The sequence below is a fragment of the Streptomyces sp. TN58 genome (assembly GCF_001941845.1).
Lineage (GTDB): Bacteria > Actinomycetota > Actinomycetes > Streptomycetales > Streptomycetaceae > Streptomyces.
Map to the genome: position 1 here is coordinate 7,183,101 of NZ_CP018870.1, position 17,571 is coordinate 7,200,671.

The 17,571-nt window shown below is 71.6% G+C and carries 20 protein-coding genes; 13 read left to right on the forward strand and 7 right to left on the reverse strand.

Going from position 1 to position 17,571, the window contains the following annotated elements; all coding sequences use genetic code 11:
* Positions 1–115: 115 nt before the first annotated feature.
* Positions 116–1,306, forward strand: coding sequence for a S8 family peptidase (locus tag BSL84_RS32530; RefSeq protein ID WP_030026113.1), 1,191 nt, complete (start codon positions 116–118; stop codon positions 1,304–1,306).
* A gap of 35 nt (positions 1,307–1,341) precedes the next feature.
* On the opposite strand, the gene BSL84_RS32535 is transcribed toward BSL84_RS32530, so the two are convergent.
* Positions 1,342–3,804, reverse strand: coding sequence for a serine hydrolase (locus BSL84_RS32535; RefSeq protein ID WP_234363589.1), 2,463 nt, complete (start codon positions 3,802–3,804; stop codon positions 1,342–1,344).
* A gap of 219 nt (positions 3,805–4,023) precedes the next feature.
* Here BSL84_RS32535 and BSL84_RS32540 point away from each other — a divergent pair, with 219 nt between their 5' ends.
* Entirely contained in the window at positions 4,024–4,683 is a 660-nt protein-coding gene (locus BSL84_RS32540) for a lysophospholipid acyltransferase family protein (protein ID WP_075971817.1), read from the forward strand.
* A 7-nt stretch (positions 4,684–4,690) separates the two neighbouring features.
* On the opposite strand, the gene BSL84_RS36320 is transcribed toward BSL84_RS32540, so the two are convergent.
* Both BSL84_RS36320 and BSL84_RS32555 read right to left on the reverse strand, forming a co-directional pair.
* Positions 4,691–5,467 carry a hypothetical protein gene (locus BSL84_RS36320; RefSeq protein WP_159393603.1) on the reverse strand — a complete coding sequence of 259 codons (777 nt, stop codon included), beginning with the start codon at positions 5,465–5,467 and terminating at the stop codon, positions 4,691–4,693.
* Positions 5,468–5,587: 120 nt separating this feature from the next.
* Positions 5,588–6,019 (reverse strand): GNAT family N-acetyltransferase, encoded by a 432-nt coding sequence (locus tag BSL84_RS32555; protein ID WP_075971819.1) that lies wholly within the window; start codon positions 6,017–6,019, stop codon positions 5,588–5,590.
* Between the two features lie 124 nt (positions 6,020–6,143).
* Between BSL84_RS32555 and BSL84_RS35805 the strand changes: the two genes are divergently transcribed.
* From BSL84_RS35805 to BSL84_RS37295, 7 genes are all read left to right on the forward strand, one after another.
* The gene (locus BSL84_RS35805) at positions 6,144–6,326 is read left to right on the forward strand and encodes a hypothetical protein (RefSeq protein ID WP_045321334.1); all 183 of its coding nucleotides are present in this window, start codon (positions 6,144–6,146) and stop codon (positions 6,324–6,326) included.
* 61 nt (positions 6,327–6,387) lie between these two features.
* A complete protein-coding gene (locus BSL84_RS37860; RefSeq protein WP_075971820.1) occupies positions 6,388–7,239 on the forward strand; it encodes an RHS repeat-associated core domain-containing protein in 852 nt (283 codons plus the stop codon).
* A gap of 196 nt (positions 7,240–7,435) precedes the next feature.
* Complete coding sequence (locus tag BSL84_RS36325; RefSeq protein ID WP_045321336.1) at positions 7,436–7,822, forward strand: hypothetical protein; 387 nt, start codon at positions 7,436–7,438, stop codon at positions 7,820–7,822.
* A 731-nt stretch (positions 7,823–8,553) separates the two neighbouring features.
* The gene (locus BSL84_RS32575; RefSeq protein ID WP_075971821.1) at positions 8,554–8,826 is read left to right on the forward strand and encodes an N-acetyltransferase; all 273 of its coding nucleotides are present in this window, start codon (positions 8,554–8,556) and stop codon (positions 8,824–8,826) included.
* 101 nt (positions 8,827–8,927) lie between these two features.
* Positions 8,928–9,266 (forward strand): hypothetical protein, encoded by a 339-nt coding sequence (locus tag BSL84_RS32580; RefSeq protein ID WP_234363590.1) that lies wholly within the window; start codon positions 8,928–8,930, stop codon positions 9,264–9,266.
* A 159-nt stretch (positions 9,267–9,425) separates the two neighbouring features.
* Positions 9,426–9,746 (forward strand): hypothetical protein, encoded by a 321-nt coding sequence (locus BSL84_RS32585; protein ID WP_234363591.1) that lies wholly within the window; start codon positions 9,426–9,428, stop codon positions 9,744–9,746.
* A gap of 223 nt (positions 9,747–9,969) precedes the next feature.
* Complete coding sequence (locus tag BSL84_RS37295; RefSeq protein ID WP_234363592.1) at positions 9,970–10,401, forward strand: hypothetical protein; 432 nt, start codon at positions 9,970–9,972, stop codon at positions 10,399–10,401.
* Positions 10,402–10,445: 44 nt separating this feature from the next.
* On the opposite strand, the gene BSL84_RS32595 is transcribed toward BSL84_RS37295, so the two are convergent.
* Positions 10,446–10,943, reverse strand: coding sequence for a hypothetical protein (locus BSL84_RS32595; protein WP_075971822.1), 498 nt, complete (start codon positions 10,941–10,943; stop codon positions 10,446–10,448).
* A gap of 257 nt (positions 10,944–11,200) precedes the next feature.
* On the opposite strand from BSL84_RS32595, the gene BSL84_RS32600 reads away from it, so the two are divergent.
* Complete coding sequence (locus tag BSL84_RS32600; protein ID WP_075971823.1) at positions 11,201–11,863, forward strand: hypothetical protein; 663 nt, start codon at positions 11,201–11,203, stop codon at positions 11,861–11,863.
* A gap of 345 nt (positions 11,864–12,208) precedes the next feature.
* Here BSL84_RS32600 and BSL84_RS32605 read toward each other — a convergent pair whose 3' ends face one another.
* From BSL84_RS32605 to BSL84_RS32625, 3 genes are all read right to left on the reverse strand, one after another.
* Positions 12,209–12,844 (reverse strand): hypothetical protein, encoded by a 636-nt coding sequence (locus BSL84_RS32605; RefSeq protein ID WP_079273382.1) that lies wholly within the window; start codon positions 12,842–12,844, stop codon positions 12,209–12,211.
* Between the two features lie 732 nt (positions 12,845–13,576).
* Positions 13,577–13,870, reverse strand: a complete 294-nt coding sequence (locus tag BSL84_RS36330) for a hypothetical protein (RefSeq protein WP_075971824.1) — start codon at positions 13,868–13,870, stop codon at positions 13,577–13,579.
* Positions 13,871–13,895: 25 nt separating this feature from the next.
* Complete coding sequence (locus tag BSL84_RS32625) at positions 13,896–15,446, reverse strand: AMP-binding protein (RefSeq protein ID WP_075971825.1); 1,551 nt, start codon at positions 15,444–15,446, stop codon at positions 13,896–13,898.
* A 117-nt stretch (positions 15,447–15,563) separates the two neighbouring features.
* On the opposite strand from BSL84_RS32625, the gene BSL84_RS32630 reads away from it, so the two are divergent.
* The 3 genes from BSL84_RS32630 (at position 15,564) to BSL84_RS32640 (ending at position 17,480) form a co-directional block, all read left to right on the forward strand.
* Entirely contained in the window at positions 15,564–16,301 is a 738-nt protein-coding gene (locus BSL84_RS32630) for a class I SAM-dependent methyltransferase (protein ID WP_030026134.1), read from the forward strand.
* A 159-nt stretch (positions 16,302–16,460) separates the two neighbouring features.
* The gene (locus BSL84_RS32635) at positions 16,461–16,871 is read left to right on the forward strand and encodes a rodlin (RefSeq protein WP_030026136.1); all 411 of its coding nucleotides are present in this window, start codon (positions 16,461–16,463) and stop codon (positions 16,869–16,871) included.
* Between the two features lie 318 nt (positions 16,872–17,189).
* Entirely contained in the window at positions 17,190–17,480 is a 291-nt protein-coding gene (locus BSL84_RS32640; RefSeq protein ID WP_037660596.1) for a hypothetical protein, read from the forward strand.
* Positions 17,481–17,571 lie beyond the last annotated feature (91 nt).

Below are 17,571 nucleotides of genomic sequence, written 5' to 3' on the forward strand. Positions count from 1 at the left end.
GAGCAGGCCCTCAAGCCCTCCCGCGCCCCGTCCGAAGGAGAGGGAGGCCGCGACCGAGCACGGACGAGGAAGCGGCCGTCTCCTGACGACCGCCGACCTCCTGGGGAGTACCTCCATGCGCCTGCTCGCACGTCTGACCGCCGCGGCCCTGATCGCGGCGACCCCCGCACTCGCCGGCGCCGCGGCCGCGGACGCCCCGAAACCCGTGCGGGCTCCGCTCCTGACGTCCTCCGCCGCAGTCCCCGGCAAGTACATCGTCAGCCTCGACGAGGACGTCGACGCCCCCGGCCTGGCCGAACGGCTCGGACTGGAGCCCACCTTCGTGTACGGCTCCGCGATGAACGGCTTCGCGGCACCGCTGAGCCCACAGCAGCTCGACGCCGTCCGCACCACCCCCGGCGTCCGCTCGGTGGAGGCGGACGCGGAGATCTCCGCCCCGCCCACCCCGGCCGGCCCCGCGGCACTGCCCGCCCCCCGGGTTCCCGCCCCCACCTGGGGCCTGGACCGCATCGACCAGCGGACCCTCCCGCTCGACGGCGACTACACCGCCGCGGGAGACGGCGCCGGAGTGACCGCGTACATCCTGGACACCGGCATCGACTACGGCCACCCCGAGTTCGAGGGCCGCGCCGAGCCAGGATTCGACGCCGTCGGGGACGGCGGCGACGGCCGGGACTGCGAGGGCCACGGCACGCACGTCGCGGGCACCGTCGGCGGCCGGACGTACGGTGTCGCCCGCGCCGCCCGGCTGGTCAGCGTCCGCGTCCTCGGCTGCGACGGGCGCGGCGAGTACTCCGCGGTCGTCGCCGGGCTGGACTGGGTGGCGCGGAACGCCCGGCAGCCGGCCGTCCTCAACGTCTCCCTGGGCGGCAGCCGCTCCGACGCCGTGAACAGGGCCGCGACCGCCGTCGCCGAGTCGGGCACCCTGCCGGTCGTCGCCGCCGGCAACTCCGGGGCCGACGCCTGCACGGTCTCCCCGGCCTCGGCCGACCGGGTGGTGACGGTCGCCGCGAGCAACCAGGCCGACGAGCAGTCAGGCTTCTCCAACCGCGGCGAGTGCGTCGAGATCCACGCACCGGGCGAGCGGATCGACTCCGCGCTGCTCGGCGGCGGCGGTGTCGCCCTGGACGGCACCTCCATGGCCGCACCGCACGTCACCGGCACGGCCGTCCTCTACAAGGCGGCCCACCCCGCCGCCACGCCCGAGGAGGTCGCCGGCCGGCTCGTCGAGACGTCCACCAAGGACGTCCTGACCGGAACCGGCGCCGGCACCCCCAACCGTCTGCTGTTCACGGACGGCAGCTGACGGCTGTTCGCGGATGGCAGCTGCCGGGATCCTCCTCAGCCCAGGCGGGTGAGCCTGGTGCCGAACGAGGGCTCCGCGAGGGCCCCCTGGACGGCCACCGGGACGCTCTGGGCCCCCTCGCCCTCACCGGCCGTCAGCACGGCGACCTCCGTGCCGGCCTTCGCGGTGTGCGGCAGCGGCGACGCGCCGGCCGTCAGGGACAGCTTGAAGCGCTGCCCGGGCACGCCGACGACGTTCAGGTCCTTGACGGCCACGAGCGGCGTACGGCCGCCGAGCCCGTCGTCCACGTAGCCGACCGTGTCGCCCTTGCGGACGAGCGCGGTGGACGCGAGTCCCGACCGTACCGCCTCGATGATCTTCTTGCTGTTCGCCTTCACCAGGGCCAGGCTGTTGAGGGCGTCCTTGTCGGGGGCGGGCGCGCGCTGCTCCATCAACGAGCCGAGGATCAACCGGTCCTTGTCACCGACCCGCTTGTAGGACGCCCACACGAAGGTTCCGCCGGCGGGCGTGCTGGAGCCGGTCTTGATGCCGCGGACGCTCAGATCCAGGTCCGTGAGCAGGTGGTTGTTGTTGACTAGCTTCGTGCCCAGGCCCTTGACGGGTGCCTCGGGCATGGCCACGATCGCGCGGAACGCATCGTCCTTCATCACCGCCTCGGCGAGCTTCAGCTGGTCGGCGGCGGTGCTGACGGTGCCCGCGTCCAGACCGCTCGGATCGGTGTAGGTGGTGTCCTTCATCCCGAGATCTCGGGCGGCGGAGTTCATCTTCTCCACGAACGCGGCCTCGGAATCGGTGCCCGTGTCCCAGCGCGCCAGCAGGCGGGCGATGTTGTTGCCCGAGGGGATCATGAGCATCTTCAGCATGTCCTGCTGGCTGAACTTCGAGCCGGCGGTCAGGCCCGTGATCCGGGACTCGTGCTCGGAGTTGCCGTCCGCCACTGCCTTCGCGTCGACCGTGACGGCGGGGCCGGCCTCGTCCTTGCGCAGCGGGTGGCCCTTGAGGACCACGTAGGCGGTCATCACCTTGGCGACGCTGGCCGTCGGGACGGGCTTCTGCTCACCGAAGGTGCCGATGTCGCCGGAACCGACCACGCGGACGGCGCCCTGGCCCTTGCCGGGCCACGGTATGGCGAACTGCCCGTCGACGGTGCGCTCGGCCTCGGCGGCGACGAGCCGGGGGGCGGGGAGGGGCCGCAGCATCTGGCCGCCGATGCAGGCTCCGGCGAGCAGCAGCAGGATCGGCGCCCACACCTTGACGCGGCGCAGCGCGGTGCGGCGCGGGGTCTCCGGCGGGGCCGGGGTGTTGGTGAGTTCGGCGAGGAGGTCCAGCGGGGGCAGGGGCTGAGGGGCCGCCTGCGGGCGCGGTTGCGGCTGGGGGCGCGGCTGCGGGCGGGCCGGGGCCGGCGGCGGGACGTCGAGGTCCTTGAGCGCGACGAACTGGCTCGTCCGCTCGGAGTCCGCGTTCCCGCCCTTGGCCCATCCGGGTACCCGCGGCCCGTCGCCGTCCTTGCGGGCGGTGTCCTCGCCGGCGGAGCGCCCTGCTCCGGGCTCGGCCCGGTCCGCCGCGGGGCGCTTCGCGTCTCCGCCGCCGACGGCGGTGGGCTTTGGCTCGGGCTCGGGCTTCGGCTCGGGCGCGGGCTCGGGCGCGGGCTCGGGCTTGGGCTTGGGCTTGGCGAGCGTGAGCGTTCCGTCGGCTTCGGTGGGGCGCGGGGGCATCTTGAGCACGCGCGTGACGTCGTCCCCCTCCGGGACCCCGGCGGCGGGATCCTCGGCATCCGCGGACGCGTCGTCCCCCTCCTCGGCGCCCTTCCCTTCCTCGGCGGCGTCCTCGGGAGTGGCGGTGGTGGCGGCGGCCCGCGCGGGCACCTTGAGCACGCGCGTGGCGTCGGACGCCTCCGGGGTTTCACCCTCCGGGTCCCTGCCTCCGGGCTTGCCACCCCCGGCCGTCGCGGCCTTGGCGGGCACGACAGCGTCGGCGTCGTCGGGAGTGTCGGTGGCGGCCCGCGCGGGCATCTTGAGCACGCGCGTGGCGTCCGAGGCCTCCGGAGCCTCGCCCTCCGCATCGGCGCCCTCGGGCTCAACCGCGTCGGCCGGGGCGTCTTCGGAGTCGGTCCGGCTTTCCGCGCCGGGATCGTCGGCCGGGTCGGTGGCAGTGGCGTGCACGGGTGCCTTCAGCACGCGCGTGGCGTCGGCATCCTTCGCTGCCGCCCCGTCCTCTGGCTCCGCGTCCGTGTCCGCCGGGACAGGGGCCGCCGTCTCGCCGGCCTCGGCCGACGCACCGGCCCGCTCGACGGCTTCGGCATCCGGCTCGCCCTCGCCCGCCCCGGCGGCGGGGGACGACCGGTCCTCCGGCACGGCGCCGGCTTCGGCCCCGTCCTCGGTGTCCGGGTCCGTGGACGTGTCATCAGGGTCCGTTCCCGCGACGGCGGTTCCCTCGATCCTCGGGTCCTCCGACTTCGGGTCCTCCGAGGAGCCGCCCGCCACCCTTACCGCCTTCATCCCAGCCCCGCCTTGCCGCTCACACTGTGCAGATACCGTGCGGCGGTGCCCCGACAGGGCTCCGCCGCACTGCTAGATGCGGGCCGTGGACCTTGCGTTCCCCGACCCCGATCTTGTGACCGTTCGGTCATATTCGGTGAGTACGGCTACTCATGACCGCACCGCCACCCCCGCCGACGATGGACCGCACCACCACCGCACCACCGAACGGGGCCGTCCATGCTCAGCCGAATCGCCTCCGCCCTGGTCCCCGCCTTCGGGCGGCTGACCGTCACCGCCGACCCCGGCGCCCGGCCCGCCACCGGTTCCATCCTCGTGGCCAACCACACCTCACTCGCCGACCCCGCCGTCGTGGTCGCGGCCCTGCGCCGGCACGGGATCGAGCCGGTCATCCTGGCCACCGCCGGACTGTGGCGCGTACCGCTGCTCGGTCCGGCACTGCGCCGCGAGGGGCACATCGCCGTCCACCGCGGCACCGCCCGGGCCGCGGACTCCCTGGACGCCGCCGCGATGGCCCTCGCCTCGGGCCGCAGCGTGCTGCTCTACGGCGAGGGCGGCCTGCCCCCGCGCCGTGACGCGGGGGAGTCCGCCCCGGGTCCCTTCCGCAGCGGTCTGGCCCGCCTCGCCGCCGCGACCGGGGCGCCCGTCGTGCCCGTAGGCCAGGCCGGCTCCCGCCGCCTGTGCTCCGGCAGCCGCACGAAGCAGCTCGCGGGAGTCTTCACGGCACCGCTGCGCAGGCCCTGCCTCCACGTGCACATCGGGTCGCCGCTGCAGCTCCCCACCCGGGTGGCGGAGGCGACGGACCGGGCCCACGAGGCCGTCACCGCGGCCTGGCGTACCGCCGCGTCCGCCGTCGGGGAGACCTGCGCGGCGGCGTGACGGCGGCTCAGCGGGTGCTGTGCCCGAGCAGGACATGGGCCGCGGCCTCCCGGTCGGCGTCGGTGTCGATGAAGGAGACGACCACCGGGCTGCTGCCCGTCGGGCCACCGGCCGTCGCGCGCAGCCGGTAGCGCTCGGTACGTACCGCCCCGCGGGCGAGCGGTCCGCCGCCCGTGAACAGCGCCAGCGGCTTGGCGTCGTTCGCGACGCGCAGCTCGGCGGACCGCCAGGTACCGGAGGCCGGGTCGAACCGCTCCAGCAGGAACCCGGGCCCGCTGCCCGCCCGGTCTCCCGGTTCGCCGACGAGCATCTCCATCTGGAGGGCGACGAGCAGATGCCGGTAGTCGGCGGAGTTCCCGTTGCGCAGGGTGACGGTGAACTCCTGCGCGGCACCGCCCCGTACGAGGGCGAGCCGACCGCCGCGGGTGTTCACCGCGACGGTCAGCCGGGTCGGAGCCGGGGGCTGCGTCGCAGGCGCCCGGGTCGTGGGCGCGGTCGAGGCCGTCGCGGCCGACGCCGTCGCGGCCGACGCCGTCGCGCCAGCGGTAGCGGGCGTGGAGGCAGTGGGCGAGGGCGTCGCCCCGGAAGCCGCGGCCTCGGTGGCCACCGCCGCGGCCGTGGCCGACACCGCGGCGGAGGCGGAGGCGGAGGACGAGGAAGCGGGGTCCACGCCGTCCCGGGTCCCGCATCCGGCGGTACCGGCGAGCAGGACGGCGGCCACCGCAGCGGCGCACAGCCCCCTGCGGGGCACGCTGCGTGGCACTCGGGCTCTGGCTTCGGGCATGGGATCGGTTCCCCCGGGGTCGACGACGCCAGGAACCTAACAAGCGGGTGACCGGCCGACGAGTCCGATCGGGCCTCGGGGCGGCGACGGTTCGGTCACGGACGACAGCACCCTCCCCCCTCAGCGGAGCGGCTTGTCGAAGCTGAACGCGGTCACGGCCATCCGCTCACGGAAGTAGAAGCGGTGCGCATCCGTCCGCTGGGTGCCGGAGTCCAGGGCGAGGACGGCGCATCCGGCGGCCTGGGCGTGCTGCTCCAGGTGGGCGAGCAGCGCGCTGCCCACACCGGTGGAACGGGAGGCGGCGGACGTGACGAGATCGTCGACGTAGAGCTTGCGGACCACCGAGGTGGTGGCGACGATCCGCCAGCCCGCCGCCCCCACGCACAGCCCGTCCGCGCCGTAGGCCGCGGTGAAGCGCAGCCCCTGGCCCTGGCCCTCTTCGAGGATCGAGAGGAACAGCTCCTCGGTGAGGTGGGGACGCAGTTCGAGCAGGACGGGAAGCAGGTCCGTGATGAGCCGGGCGTCGCCGTGCTCCAGGTCGATGATCTTCATGACGGCAGGGTACGGGGCTCACTCGGGCGCGGGCGCCCTGAACGAAGTCCACCCTGGCGGGACGGGCCGTCCGCATGCCGGACACCGGACCCCGTTGTCGGACCCCGGCCCTACTCTTGATCACGTGAGCCCGACGCCTGACGACCAACCGGCCCCCGAACGCCCCCTCGCCGAGATCAACGCCGACATCCGCTGCCTCTTCGCGCGCGCCGAGGGCCGCCTCTCCGACGCCGAGCGGATCCGCCACGCCGCACTGCTCCAGGAATGGGCCGCGGCGATGCGCGCCGCGGTGGTCCCGGCCGCGTAGCCGAACAGACCGCGGTGGGCCGGCCCTCCCTCGAAGTACGACAATTCAGGGATCCGTCGCCGTGCAGCTCCCGCTGACCACCGGTCAGCCGCCCGTGGTGCTGGACACAGACGAGTACGGCAAGCCCCGCACGGGACAGGCCTCGGCCCGCTACGGCCGGCTGGGCGGTCATCAGCGCTCCAGCGGGACACCCAGCGGTCTGACCCGGATCGGCGCCCGCCTCTACAACCCGTCCACCGGCCGCTTCCTTTCCGCGGACCCGGTCTACGGCGGCAGCGCGAACGCGTACGAGTACGCCAACGCCGACCCCGTCAACCAGCAGGACCTGGACGGCCGGATCTCCAAGTCCTGGCGCAAGAAGATCATCGAGGCCAACGCCTGCAGGACGCTCGGATGGCGCGGCTGCGCCCTTGCCTCGGCGATCTCGGGGATGCTGCTCGCGACCTTTTGCAAGGGCCGAGTCAACAACGCGATCCGGCACTTCATGTGGCAGACCAGCCTGACCGTCTTCTTCGGCGCGCGTGCGGCCAAGCGGCTGGGAGACGCGCACGAGTGGGGCGAAAGCGGTTACGACACCAAGATCGACCAGCACAACAGCAGCGTCGCCCGGAGCTTCGCCGTGCGGAACTGGTGGAGCATGCTGCGGTGGTACTACTCAGGCAGCTTCTGGTGGAACCTCTGCTCCTGTGCGCTCGTATTCCTTGCCGTCGTCAGAGCCGACGAACACGCCCGCCGTCCCGGGCCGACTGACCTGGTTCCGCTGTCCTGCAACGAGATCCAGCGCCTGTTCAACAGGGTCGTCGTCCAGCCTCTCCACGACGTGGCTCACCGGCTCGGCTGGCCCCACTGGCGACGCCGCCATCAGAAGCGCTCACGCACCAGCCGTTACCGGCTGCAAGCACCCCAGACATGAAGATCACGATCTACAGCTGGAGTATTAGCCGATGGTGAGGAAGGCGTTCCAGCCAGAAAGGATGGCGTACCTGCCTGGCCAACCGGTCGGCCCGTGTGCCCTTGAGCCGCTGGATACCCCTTCCCGCAGCGGTCGGCGTCCGAAGTCGACGGCCTGATTCGACCATGACAAGGGCTTGAACGATTACGCTACGCCCATGGGATATGCGTTCACGTTCGAGCGGTCGGCCCCTGGCGACACGTTTTCCTTGAACAACTGGCAGATGGGATTCGTCCGGGAAGCCATGCGGGAGGCCGGTGCCGCAGCCGGCCAGGGTCTGGAGCAGGTGTTGCGTACGCCGGGACTGGAACCGACCGGGCAGACAGTGGACATGGAGAAGTTCCTGTCGAATTCGAACTGGCACGTCAGCAGCGAGGAGGCGGGCTTCATCGCATCACGCTTGCGCCTGGCGGCGAGCAAGGACGTGATCTCCGATCTGATGTCGTTCTTCGACGATGCGCCCGACGAAGTCGAGCAGTGGATCGAGGACTTCGCCGATTTCAACGAGCGGTCGGGCCCTCACGACGGTTACCGCGTGAGGTAACGCCCGTCGATCAACCGACGACCACAGCCCGGCTGGCCGGCCCGCCCCGTAAGGGGCGGGGCGCAGCCGCGGCACAGGCTTTGGGAGGCCACCTCGGCGCCTGAGGGCAGGTCGGCCAGGGGCCTCCGACGGGGCGGACGTTCGGATGGTGCCGCAGCCGTAACACGCCAGGTGGGGGTGGGGATGGTCGGCGTTCGGGTTGTGGCGCTCGGCCGGCCGTCGGTGGACACCATCTCGCCGGGTGCGACGAGCTCGCCAAGGCTCCGAGGGCGTACCAAGGTACCCGTAGGTGGAACAATTCTGCACATAGACCCTCAAGCAGTTTCGTTGCCGAAGTCGGGCTGTGTCGCGGCGAAGGCAACCGTCATCGCGGTGGACATCAGCGGTGACGGAAACGTGAGCTACGGAACGGCGCTCGACGCCTTCGCGCAGCGTCTCTACCAACGATGCGAGCCGAGCGGACCGGTCAAGTGGGTCACCGCTTTGCCGAACGCCAAGGCATCAGGAGGGGGCCGCCGGGGCACAAGCGGTCCATGTCCGGAGACCACGCACGTTCCACGAGCGCCCTCTTCCGTTCTGCCCCCGGCCCCGAAGCGCCGCCTGCGGCGAGGAACAGGCACCGCGGGCGACTCGGTAGGTGGTGGCGCCGCAGGATCCTCGCCTACCGCGACATCGATCTTCTCTCCACCCGTATCCCTGGCGACCCCGGGCCCGGCCAGGAGTGCCTCCTGTTGGTCCACGTCCGGAAGATCGTCGGCCAGGTCCACTACCGGATCTGCACAGACTGCGGGCAGGGTTTGATCACCGGCATCGACATCGACGGAAGCTTCCTCTCCAGCGGCCTCGGCAACCGTGCACTGTCCCACCTGCGAGCCCGCCATCCAGGCATGTCCTGGCGCAGCACCCTGAGCCTGCGCACCACACGTGACCTGCTGCGGTGCATGCATATCCCCGCCGCCTCGGCCGATGTCCCTTGCGTCCACGGGCTCACCGCAGCCGGCTGAGGATGGAGTCCGAGTCGTCCCCTGGCCGCCGGGCCTACTCATGTTCGTCTGGGTAGCCGCACTCAGGCGGACCCCATGATCCGTTGCCTAGCCTTCGGATCATGACTTCCGTACAGCAGATCGATTCGTTCGACGAAGAGGCTCTCCCGCAGCCGACGGGAACCTGGTCCCTCACACTGGGCACTGCTGCTGTCGCGGCCGTCGGCTGCCCCCTGCTTCCGGAATTCGTTCCGAACCTGCTCCGCTACCTCCCCGTCTACTTCATCCTGCCCTTGGGGATCTGGGCGGTCGTCTCAGGAGGCATCGCCCTTCGACGTGTGCGCGGCGACAAGGGAGTCAGTCGCATCCGGGCGCGGGCCGGGATCGCCCTCGGCACGGTAGCCGTCGTGACAGCGGTGGCCACCATCGTCTGGGCGTGCTGGGCACTGCGCCATATCTGAGGGTGACGGCCGTGTGAAAGAGCGTTTCGTCCCGGCCGGGGTGTTTGGTAACTCGGTCGCAGACGCTTGGTACGGGTGGTCCTGCGTGTGAAGATCGTGCCGTGTGCGTACCCAGGAAGCGGTTTCGCGCGTGGCCGCCCGAGCGGCCAAGGAGAGGTGATGGAAATGTTCGCAGGGAGAACGGCGCGGCTAGTGGTCGGCAACGACGCCGAGGTGCCGTTGGATCTGGTGCTGGAGCCCTGGGGTGACGTCCATCGGATCTTGCCGAAGGAGGAGTGTGTCGTTGTCACTCATTCCTCTGCGGGAGATGGATCGTGGCCCGGGACGCAGCTTGGGGATGAGCCGTTCCAGGTTGACCACCGGCGTGACTCGGTCACCGTGTGGGCCAACGGCCACTGCTTCCACCTTTTTGACAGGAGGGGCAACGAAATCGACCCGTACATCTACGGGGGATGCCCTGCCCAGAGCCCGGCCGCTTGAAGGACTGCTTGACCTGGTGGAGCGGTCGTTCAAGTGCTTCGCAAGTGCCCCACGAACGGGCAGTGATGCAGCACCGCACGGTCAGGTGTCGCGCCAGTTCGGGGTGGATTCGCGGGTCCCGCTGGCCGGGCTCTGATGGGGAAGGTCCGCCGGGATGAGTAGGCTCAGTTGGCTGCGTTGGAAGGGGGCGGGCGTGACGCGGAGACCGGCGGGGGATGAGGCCGTGGGACTGCTGGAAGGTGAACTGGGTTCTCCAGCCGTTGCCGATCTGGTGCCGGGAGGCGTCTGGTTTGCCTTTCTTCGTTTCGGCCGGCGACTGTTCCGCGTTCCGGACACACCCGATGCCGACGGCCTTCTGTTTCAGTACGGGACCTACGCGTTCGACGGTCCTGCGGCGTTCACGCTGGACCTCGCCCGACAGTTCGAGGTCTCCGACAGCGACGGTGAGCACGACCACTACGTGCAGGTCCACTGCGAGCTCGGATTCGGACTCACACCCGCCCTGGAGGCCCTGGGCAGCTTCCACTCGTGGTTCTTCCATGAAGCCGGTGCAGATCTCGAAGAGTGGGCCCAAGGGCTGACCGAACGGGCGGCGTGGACAGCGATCCGCAGACTCAAGCCGACGGAGCTCAGGGTGTACCAAGAGCGGGTGTAGCTGCTCAGGCCGCCAGCGTGGTGGGACGTCCTCCCCATCGCGGCCTATGCGTCGGGCGGTGTCCACCGCTTGATGATGTTGGGCAGCGAGTGCGGTGCGGGCCATGCCTGGACCCGGAGCTCCTCCCTGTCTTCGGGCTCGTCCTCGCTGTCGGGGTCGGGGCAGGTCGCGGCTTGGAGGTTCCGCCGGGACGCCCTGATGCGGGTCCATCCGGCGGGCATGTCGAAGCGTGCCGCGTCGGGGCCGTAGTCGGTGCAGCCGAGCACGACCATTCGTCCCGAGGCCAGGTTGCGGCTTGCCTCGACGACGTGGTCGAAGTCGGTGCTGTCGTCGTCCGGCCGGCCCGTGAGGAGGTCGATGGCGACGTCGACGGTTTCGTTGACAGCCGTCCCGATGGCCAGGGCGTGTTCGGCGACGCCGAGCCCGTCCAGGACGGCCTGTTCGGTCCACACGTCACCGATGCCGGTCTCGGTGGCCTCGGAGTCGTCGTCCAGGACGTGGATCTGGAAGTAGTCCGCGAAGAGCTCCAGGTCTGTCACCACGCAGCCATCATCGCCGCTGCCAGGTGAGGTCGGGGTGGCGGGGGTCGGACGAGCTCAGGGAATGCCGCTGCGCCCCTCGCCGCGCTCAGTTCAGTCCCATGGTCCACCAGCACTTTCAGCTGTTCGCCCCCCTGCGTTTACGTCGTGGAGATTTGGATCACGGGTTGGCGCGGCAGCGGGGATGCAGTGAGCCATGTGGGCGATGGGGGATCATGTCTGCCTGTACGAGGAGCTGCTGGTGGGATGGGGAAGCTGCCATGAGTACGGGAAGGTGGCTGTGGGCCTGCCTGCAGCGCTACGTCATGACCGCAGCTCTCGGCTGGGTGGCCGCGGCGCTGGTGCTGCCCGTTCTGGGCGACGATCCCTTCTGGGCGTCGTTCGGTGCGGGGCTGGGAGTGGGGCTGATCGTGGTGCCGCTCCTGACGCTCGTGACCATGTTCGTCCTGGTCCTGTTGGCCGGTCGGCGGTTCGAGCCGCCGACCGGCGGTCCCTCGCGGATCCGGGGCGGCTGGCTGATCGTGCTGCCCCTGCTCCTGCTGCTGCCCGCGGCCCTGCTCGTGCCACTGCAGTACCTGATCGTGCTCGGCGCGCAGCTCGTGTACCGGGTGTGGGTGCTGCCCTGCCAGGACGCCCGCGACACGACGGACATGCTGCGCTCGCTCGCCGACCCGGCCGTCCCCGCGGAGCAGCGGGCCCGGATGGCACGGGCGGTCGCGGGACTGCAGGGCAGGCCGGTCGTCGAAGCCCTGGTGCAGGCCTCGGCCGATGCGGAGCTTGAGGTCGCCGAGGCGGGTCTGGAGACTCTCTGCACCATCTGGGGGCGCGACGGAGTCGTCGGCGAGGACCTGCTGCTGAAGCTCGACCCGCAAGGCCAGGAACGCGTCCGGGCCCTCGGCGTCAGGGTGCGGAGCCCGTGGTGAGATTCGCTGCGATCGGCTTCGACGCTCCGTGAAACGACTCACGTAGGCTTCCAGGCCCCACCCCCGGGGGTGCACAAGCCAGTCTGGGTAGGGGCGGTGTGGCCGAGGGTGGGTAGATCGCGCGTTGGCGAGGGCGCCGTCAGGCAAAGGGGGTATGCGGCGGACGAGCGGTTCGAGGTGGCGAAGGAGTACGCGGCGGAGCTTGCGCGGTTCCTGTTCGCCCCGCGCCCATGCCCCGGGATCGCCCGGCCGCCTGCCTCTCCCGGTACCGACCTTGGCGTAGATCACCCGGCGGCGCCGCTGCCTGCGCGACGCCCTGCCGTGGGGGTGCGGTAGACGGGGCGGTCAGTGTTCGAGGTCGGCGCGCATGGCGGCGAAGAGGCGGGCAGCGTCGGCCGGGGTCGTGCGGGGGAAGAGCGCGACGGCAGCGGTGGTGGTGTCGGACCAGCCGCAGATGACGTCGGTGGTGCTGGCGGACTCCGGCAGGCTGAAGCACTCAAGGGAGCCGCCGAATGGGCCGGGCTGGTACGGCTTCGCGGTGGTGGGGGTGCCGGTGGAGCCGTTCTGCAGGGCGTAGTCGATCAGGCCGCGCCAAAGGTGCTCGCGACGCTTGTTCGGGTCCTCGGGAACGCTGTCGACGCCAACGAAGAGGATGCGGCGGCCGGAGGTCTGCCCGGCACGGTTGTAGTCAGCGACGACCAGGTGCATGCCGTCATGCATCTCGCCCGGGTCAACCGGGACGTCGGAGACCGCGCTGGCACCGGTGGCCTTGGTGAGCCCGCCGGCGGTGGCGGCCTCGGCCAGTGTGTGCTTGCCCGAACCGGCGGGCGAGGTGGAGGAGGCCGGCGCGGAGACAGTGGCGGAGGCGGCGGAAGGGGCGGGAGGGTCTTCGGCTTCGCCTGCGGGGTCGCAGGCGGTCAGCGTCAGCGTGGTTGTGAGTGCGATCGTGGCGAGGAGGGCGCGGGGACCAAGGATGGGCATGGCGGAGTCTCCGGGTGTGGTGGTCGGCTGGGCTGCTGAGCCCAATGGCCGCACACTAATGGCCGACTGGCGGGCTGGTGCCCGGAGCCCAATTCCCTTACAGCATGGGGACATGGTGGTGACGCAGTCACAGCCATTCATTGAGGACTGCGACCAGCACAGTCGCTTCGTAGCGGACGGCAAGCTTGTCGTACCTGGTTGCGACAGCGCGGTGGCGCTTGAGCCGGTTGCTGCCGCACTCGACGAACTTCGGCGGCCGGCCGCCGAGGGAGCCAAGCCTGCGCCGGTTGCGGACCCGGTCCGCCGCAACGGGATTGTCGCCTTGATACCGCGCCTGCCCAGGTAGGCGCGGTTCTTGCGGAAGTCGTATGCCTTGTCGACTCGGACTCGGTTCGGGCGTTTACGTGGTCTGCCGAGCCCCAGCCGGGGAACTCGGATCGCTTCCAGGGCCGGTGCAAACAGCGGGGAGCCACCTCGCCGGCCGACTGTGATCACCACGGACAGCGGCTTCTGTCCCTGCTCGACCGCAAGGTGGATTTGGCTGGTCAGGCCGCCGCGCGATCGTCCGAGTCCGTGGTCGGCCGGCTCGGAGAAGATCCTGCCAGGGGGCTCCTTCTGGAGGTCCCCTTTTTCGCCGCCCCAGCGGCGGGCTGGTGGGCCCGTCAGACCGTCGAGTCGACGTTGACGTCCCAGGTGATCAGGCCTTTCCCTGTCACCCCTCGTCAGCCGACGTCAGTCGGCGGGGACGTCGCCCGCCGCCTCCTGCGCCCTGGCCTCCACCATGGCCTCCAGAGCGTCGCGCTCCAGACCGGCCGTCTCCGCGTACTCCTCCAGGGCCGTGTCCAGCAACCACCACGGCTCGCGGGCGTCCTCCCACGCGTCCCGCCACGTCACGTGCTGTTCCTCGGTCCACCCGGCCGCCTCGCCGAGCTCGCCCTGCAGGCGCATCAAGTCGGCATGCGCTTCGTCGGCCGCAGCCTTCAGCTCCACCAGTTCGTCGACTACGTCGGAGAGGTCGGTTTCCACCCCGGGATCCTAAACGCTGCGGCTGTCACTCCCCGCCGGCGGCGGGGGCCCGGTGGCTGCGTCCGCCTGCTTCGCACGCAGCCGCGGCGGCTGTGCGCAGGTGGCGTTTGTTCGGTTTGCCGCGCGGGGTCAGGGGGATGTCCCGGACCCAGAACACCGCCGTGGGCCGGTGTGCGCGGGCCAGCTCCCGTTCCACCATGTCGCAGGCCTCGCCGGCTGCGCCCGGGCCCGGCGCGCACCCTGCCGCCGGAACGAGGAAGGCGCACACCTCCTCCCCCGTGAGGTCGCTGTGCCGGCCCACCACCACGGCCTGCGCCACGGCGGGATGCCGGGCGAGCGCCGCCTCGACCGGCATGCAGTACACGTTCTCCCCGTCGACCATCACCACGTCCGCGACCCGGTCGTCGAGGTACAGGTAGCCGTCCCCGTCGAAGTGCCCGAGGTCCCCGGTGCGCAGCCAGCCGTCCCGCAGCACCTCGGCCGTCAGCTCGGGCCGGCCCCAGTAGCCGGACATCGCGGCCCGCGACCGGATCCACACCTCACCCGTGCGCCCGGCCGCCACCGCCCCGCCCGCCGCGTCGCGGACGTCGGCCTCCACCCCCTCGACGGGCCTGCCGACCGACGCCAGCAGATCCGGCCTGCCGCCCACCGCCGCGTCATGGTCGGCCGGAGTCAGCCGGCAGATCACTCCCGCCTCGTTCGTGCCGTAGCCCTGCCGCCACCGCCCGCCCCAGCGCGTCACCGCCTCCCGCAGCCGCTGCGGATGTACCGGCGAGTCCCCGTACGAGACCATCTCCAGCCCCGGCACCCCGTGCGCTGTCACCGGGTCGTCCAGCAGCCGGTACACCATCGACGTCGTCAGGTACGTGGACACGGGCCGCAGGCGCACGCAGGCCTCGGCGAACTCCCGCGTCCCGAACGGCTCGACGATCTCCACCCGCCCGCCGGCCCGGAACTGCTCAAGGCACCGGCCCCCGGAACGCTGCGCGAGCGACGTGACCGACAGATAGGCCGTCTTCGCCCAGCCCGCCGACCGTACGGAGTTCCGCGCGGCCATCGCGCCGAAGGTCGAGGCCACCCCCTTGGGCCGCCCCGTCGTCCCGCCGGTGTACGTCACCCGCGCCACGTCGTCGTCCCGCGCGGCCACCGACACCGGGCCGGTGGCCGCGCGCCGACCCGCCTCGCGGACCGCTTCGTCCAGGTCCAGCCGGCGCGCCCCCGTGGACGGCACCGGGACGTCGTGCACCACCAGGTCCGGCAGGCAGTCCCGCAGGACGAAGTCCAGCCCGTACAGCGCGGCTCCGGCGAGGACCTGGGTCAGCCGCGCACCCAGCAGGTGCGCGGCGATCCGCACCAGCAGCACCTCCGGCCGGTTCGTGCCCGCCACACAGGCCAGCCCCGAACCACGCCCGATCCCCGCATCCGCCAGCACCCCGGCGAGCCGCCAGGACGCGTCGAGCACCTCGTGGAACCCCAGCACGACCGGCGTGCCGGTGGGGGCGCTTCCCAGCGCCGGCCGCCCCGCGTGGCGCTCGAACGCCCCGACCAGCTCCGTTACATACCGCGCGGCCACCATCCGATCCGCCTCTCCAGGTACCGTCGGAGATCGTACGGGCCCGCCCGCCCACACCGCCCCCACCACACCGGGCGGCCCACTCCACGAAAAGCCCCGCCCGGCGGCATCATGGGCGGCATGACGACCGAATCCCGTGCTCGTTCATTCAGTTCGGCGGCCGTTCGCTATGCCGCGAACCGCCCCTCGTATCCGCCCGAGCTCTTCGACACACTGGAGCAACTGGCCGGGTTTCCCCTGGCCGGCGCCCGCGTGGCCGATGTGGGCGCGGGTACGGGAATCGCCACCTCCCTGCTGGAGGCCCGCGGCGCCCGGGTCGTCGGGGTCGAGCCGGGCGAGGGCATGGCCGCCGAGTTCCGGCGCCGCAACCCCCGCACACCGCTGGTCCGCGCGGACGGCAACAGGCTCCCGCTGTCCTGCGGCTGCCTGGACCTGCTGACGTACGCGCAGTCCTGGCACTGGACCGATCCGGACCGCGCGGTCCCCGAGGCGCTGCGGGTGCTGCGGCCCGGCGGAGCGCTCGCGATCTGGCACAACGACCCGGACGTCACGGTCGGCTGGATCGCGGAACAACAGGCGCGCATCGAGGCCCGGTTCGGGCCCGGCTGGTACATCAACGAACGCGCCCGCCCCCAGGACGGGCTGCGGTTCACCGGCCGCCACCTGGCATGGTCGCGCCGGGTCCCGGTCGACACGCACCTGGCGAAACTGTCCACCCACTCCCTCTTCCTCGTCGGTGAGCCCGGCACGGACGACTTCCTCTCCGACGAACGCGCCCTGCTCCTGGATCGGTTCCCCGACGGCTGGGTGGAGGAGCACTACGTGGTCGAGGTGAACGTGGCTGTCCGGGGAGGGTGATCCCAGGGACGGTGATCCCAAGGACGGGGGAGTGGGGGTGGGGGAGCGGGGGCGGCTACGGGGATGCGGCCGTTCGGGTGAAGCACCGGAACCCCCGGCCGCCCCGTCCGTTGATCAAGGCGCTCACCCCCATGCACTCGTGTGACACAAGGACCCCTGATGCTCAAGAAGATTATGGCCACCGCCGCCGCCACCGCCTCCATCGTCGGCGCGGGCGCCGCAATGGCCGCCCCGGCCATGGCCATCGGCAACGACAACGGGATCAACACCGTCAACGGCAACGGTGCCCAGCAGATCTACGGCAACCAGAAGACCGAGGGCGACCTGAGCCCGCAGCTCGGCCTGGTCCAGGGCACCCTGAACAAGCCCTGCATCGGCCTGCCGGCGAAGGTCAACGCCCAGTCGATCCTGGCTCTGATCAACGTCGGCGTCCAGGACATCAACGTCCTGTCCAACCCGCAGAACCAGCAGTGCACCGAGAACTCCACCCAGGCCAAGGGCGACGAGCCGCTCTCCCACATCCTGGACAACATCCCGGTCCTGTCCGGCAACCTCTCCGCCGGCAGCTGACGCAGTCCCCTTGTGCGAGCCGGGGCCTCCGACGCCTGCGCGAGTGCCCACGGGGCCCCGGCTTGACCCATCCGGATCCACCGATCCGGCGTTCGAAAGGCGCGCGGCGGCCCCATCGGCCGTCGACGTGGGCACCGAGAACCGCACACCGCAGAGCCTCCCGCCCGACCGGGCCGGGGGGCTCTGTCGCGTTCCGGCCGCTGCGACCGCGCGGTGGCCCTCGCGGTACGTCCCGCGGCGGCCCGCGCGGTGATCGCGATGCGGCGCCCCGCCGTGTGGAACCGGTCGCGCGGTGCCCCGTCCGGTAGCTTCGGTTCCATGACCAGTGAGCCGCAGACCTTTCAGATCCTGGTGGTGCCCGAGCACATCGTGAACCTCCGCGGCGCTTCTCCGGCGGACCGCGCGCTGAGGTCGGCCGTCGTCGAGGCGACCGGCGAGCAGGGCGCCTCCGGGTACCCGCGCTACCGGGGGGAGGGAATGGAGGCCGACATCGACCCCGACACCCGCACTGTCGAGGCCCTGCTCGTCGACGGCGCGGAGCTGGACTACGGGCTGATCGCCATGATCGCCCCGGAGGAGGAGAGGGGCCGGGGAGGCCACCGGAAGTAGCCGGACGCAGCTGCAAGCAATCGGGGAGGCCGCCGGAGACAGGTGTCCGGCCCGACCCTTCGTCGCGCGGGGCCGGGCCGGACGTACGCAC

What these genes read in the sequence shown, in the direction of transcription:
- BSL84_RS32530 (WP_030026113.1), top strand. Translation starts at nt 116, where the DNA reads ATGCGCCTGCTCGCACGTCTGACCGCCGCGGCCCTGATCGCGGCGACC.
- BSL84_RS32535 (WP_234363589.1), bottom strand. Translation starts at nt 3,804, where the DNA reads ATGAAGGCGGTAAGGGTGGCGGGCGGCTCCTCGGAGGACCCGAAGTCG.
- BSL84_RS32540 (WP_075971817.1), top strand. Translation starts at nt 4,024, where the DNA reads ATGCTCAGCCGAATCGCCTCCGCCCTGGTCCCCGCCTTCGGGCGGCTG.
- BSL84_RS36320 (WP_159393603.1), bottom strand. Translation starts at nt 5,467, where the DNA reads ATGCCCGAAGCCAGAGCCCGAGTGCCACGCAGCGTGCCCCGCAGGGGG.
- BSL84_RS32555 (WP_075971819.1), bottom strand. Translation starts at nt 6,019, where the DNA reads ATGAAGATCATCGACCTGGAGCACGGCGACGCCCGGCTCATCACGGAC.
- BSL84_RS36325 (WP_045321336.1), top strand. Translation starts at nt 7,436, where the DNA reads ATGGGATATGCGTTCACGTTCGAGCGGTCGGCCCCTGGCGACACGTTT.
- BSL84_RS32580 (WP_234363590.1), top strand. Translation starts at nt 8,928, where the DNA reads ATGACTTCCGTACAGCAGATCGATTCGTTCGACGAAGAGGCTCTCCCG.
- BSL84_RS32585 (WP_234363591.1), top strand. Translation starts at nt 9,426, where the DNA reads ATGGAAATGTTCGCAGGGAGAACGGCGCGGCTAGTGGTCGGCAACGAC.
- BSL84_RS32600 (WP_075971823.1), top strand. Translation starts at nt 11,201, where the DNA reads ATGAGTACGGGAAGGTGGCTGTGGGCCTGCCTGCAGCGCTACGTCATG.
- BSL84_RS32605 (WP_079273382.1), bottom strand. Translation starts at nt 12,844, where the DNA reads ATGCCCATCCTTGGTCCCCGCGCCCTCCTCGCCACGATCGCACTCACA.
- BSL84_RS32625 (WP_075971825.1), bottom strand. Translation starts at nt 15,446, where the DNA reads ATGGTGGCCGCGCGGTATGTAACGGAGCTGGTCGGGGCGTTCGAGCGC.
- BSL84_RS32630 (WP_030026134.1), top strand. Translation starts at nt 15,564, where the DNA reads ATGACGACCGAATCCCGTGCTCGTTCATTCAGTTCGGCGGCCGTTCGC.
- BSL84_RS32635 (WP_030026136.1), top strand. Translation starts at nt 16,461, where the DNA reads ATGCTCAAGAAGATTATGGCCACCGCCGCCGCCACCGCCTCCATCGTC.
- BSL84_RS32640 (WP_037660596.1), top strand. Translation starts at nt 17,190, where the DNA reads ATGACCAGTGAGCCGCAGACCTTTCAGATCCTGGTGGTGCCCGAGCAC.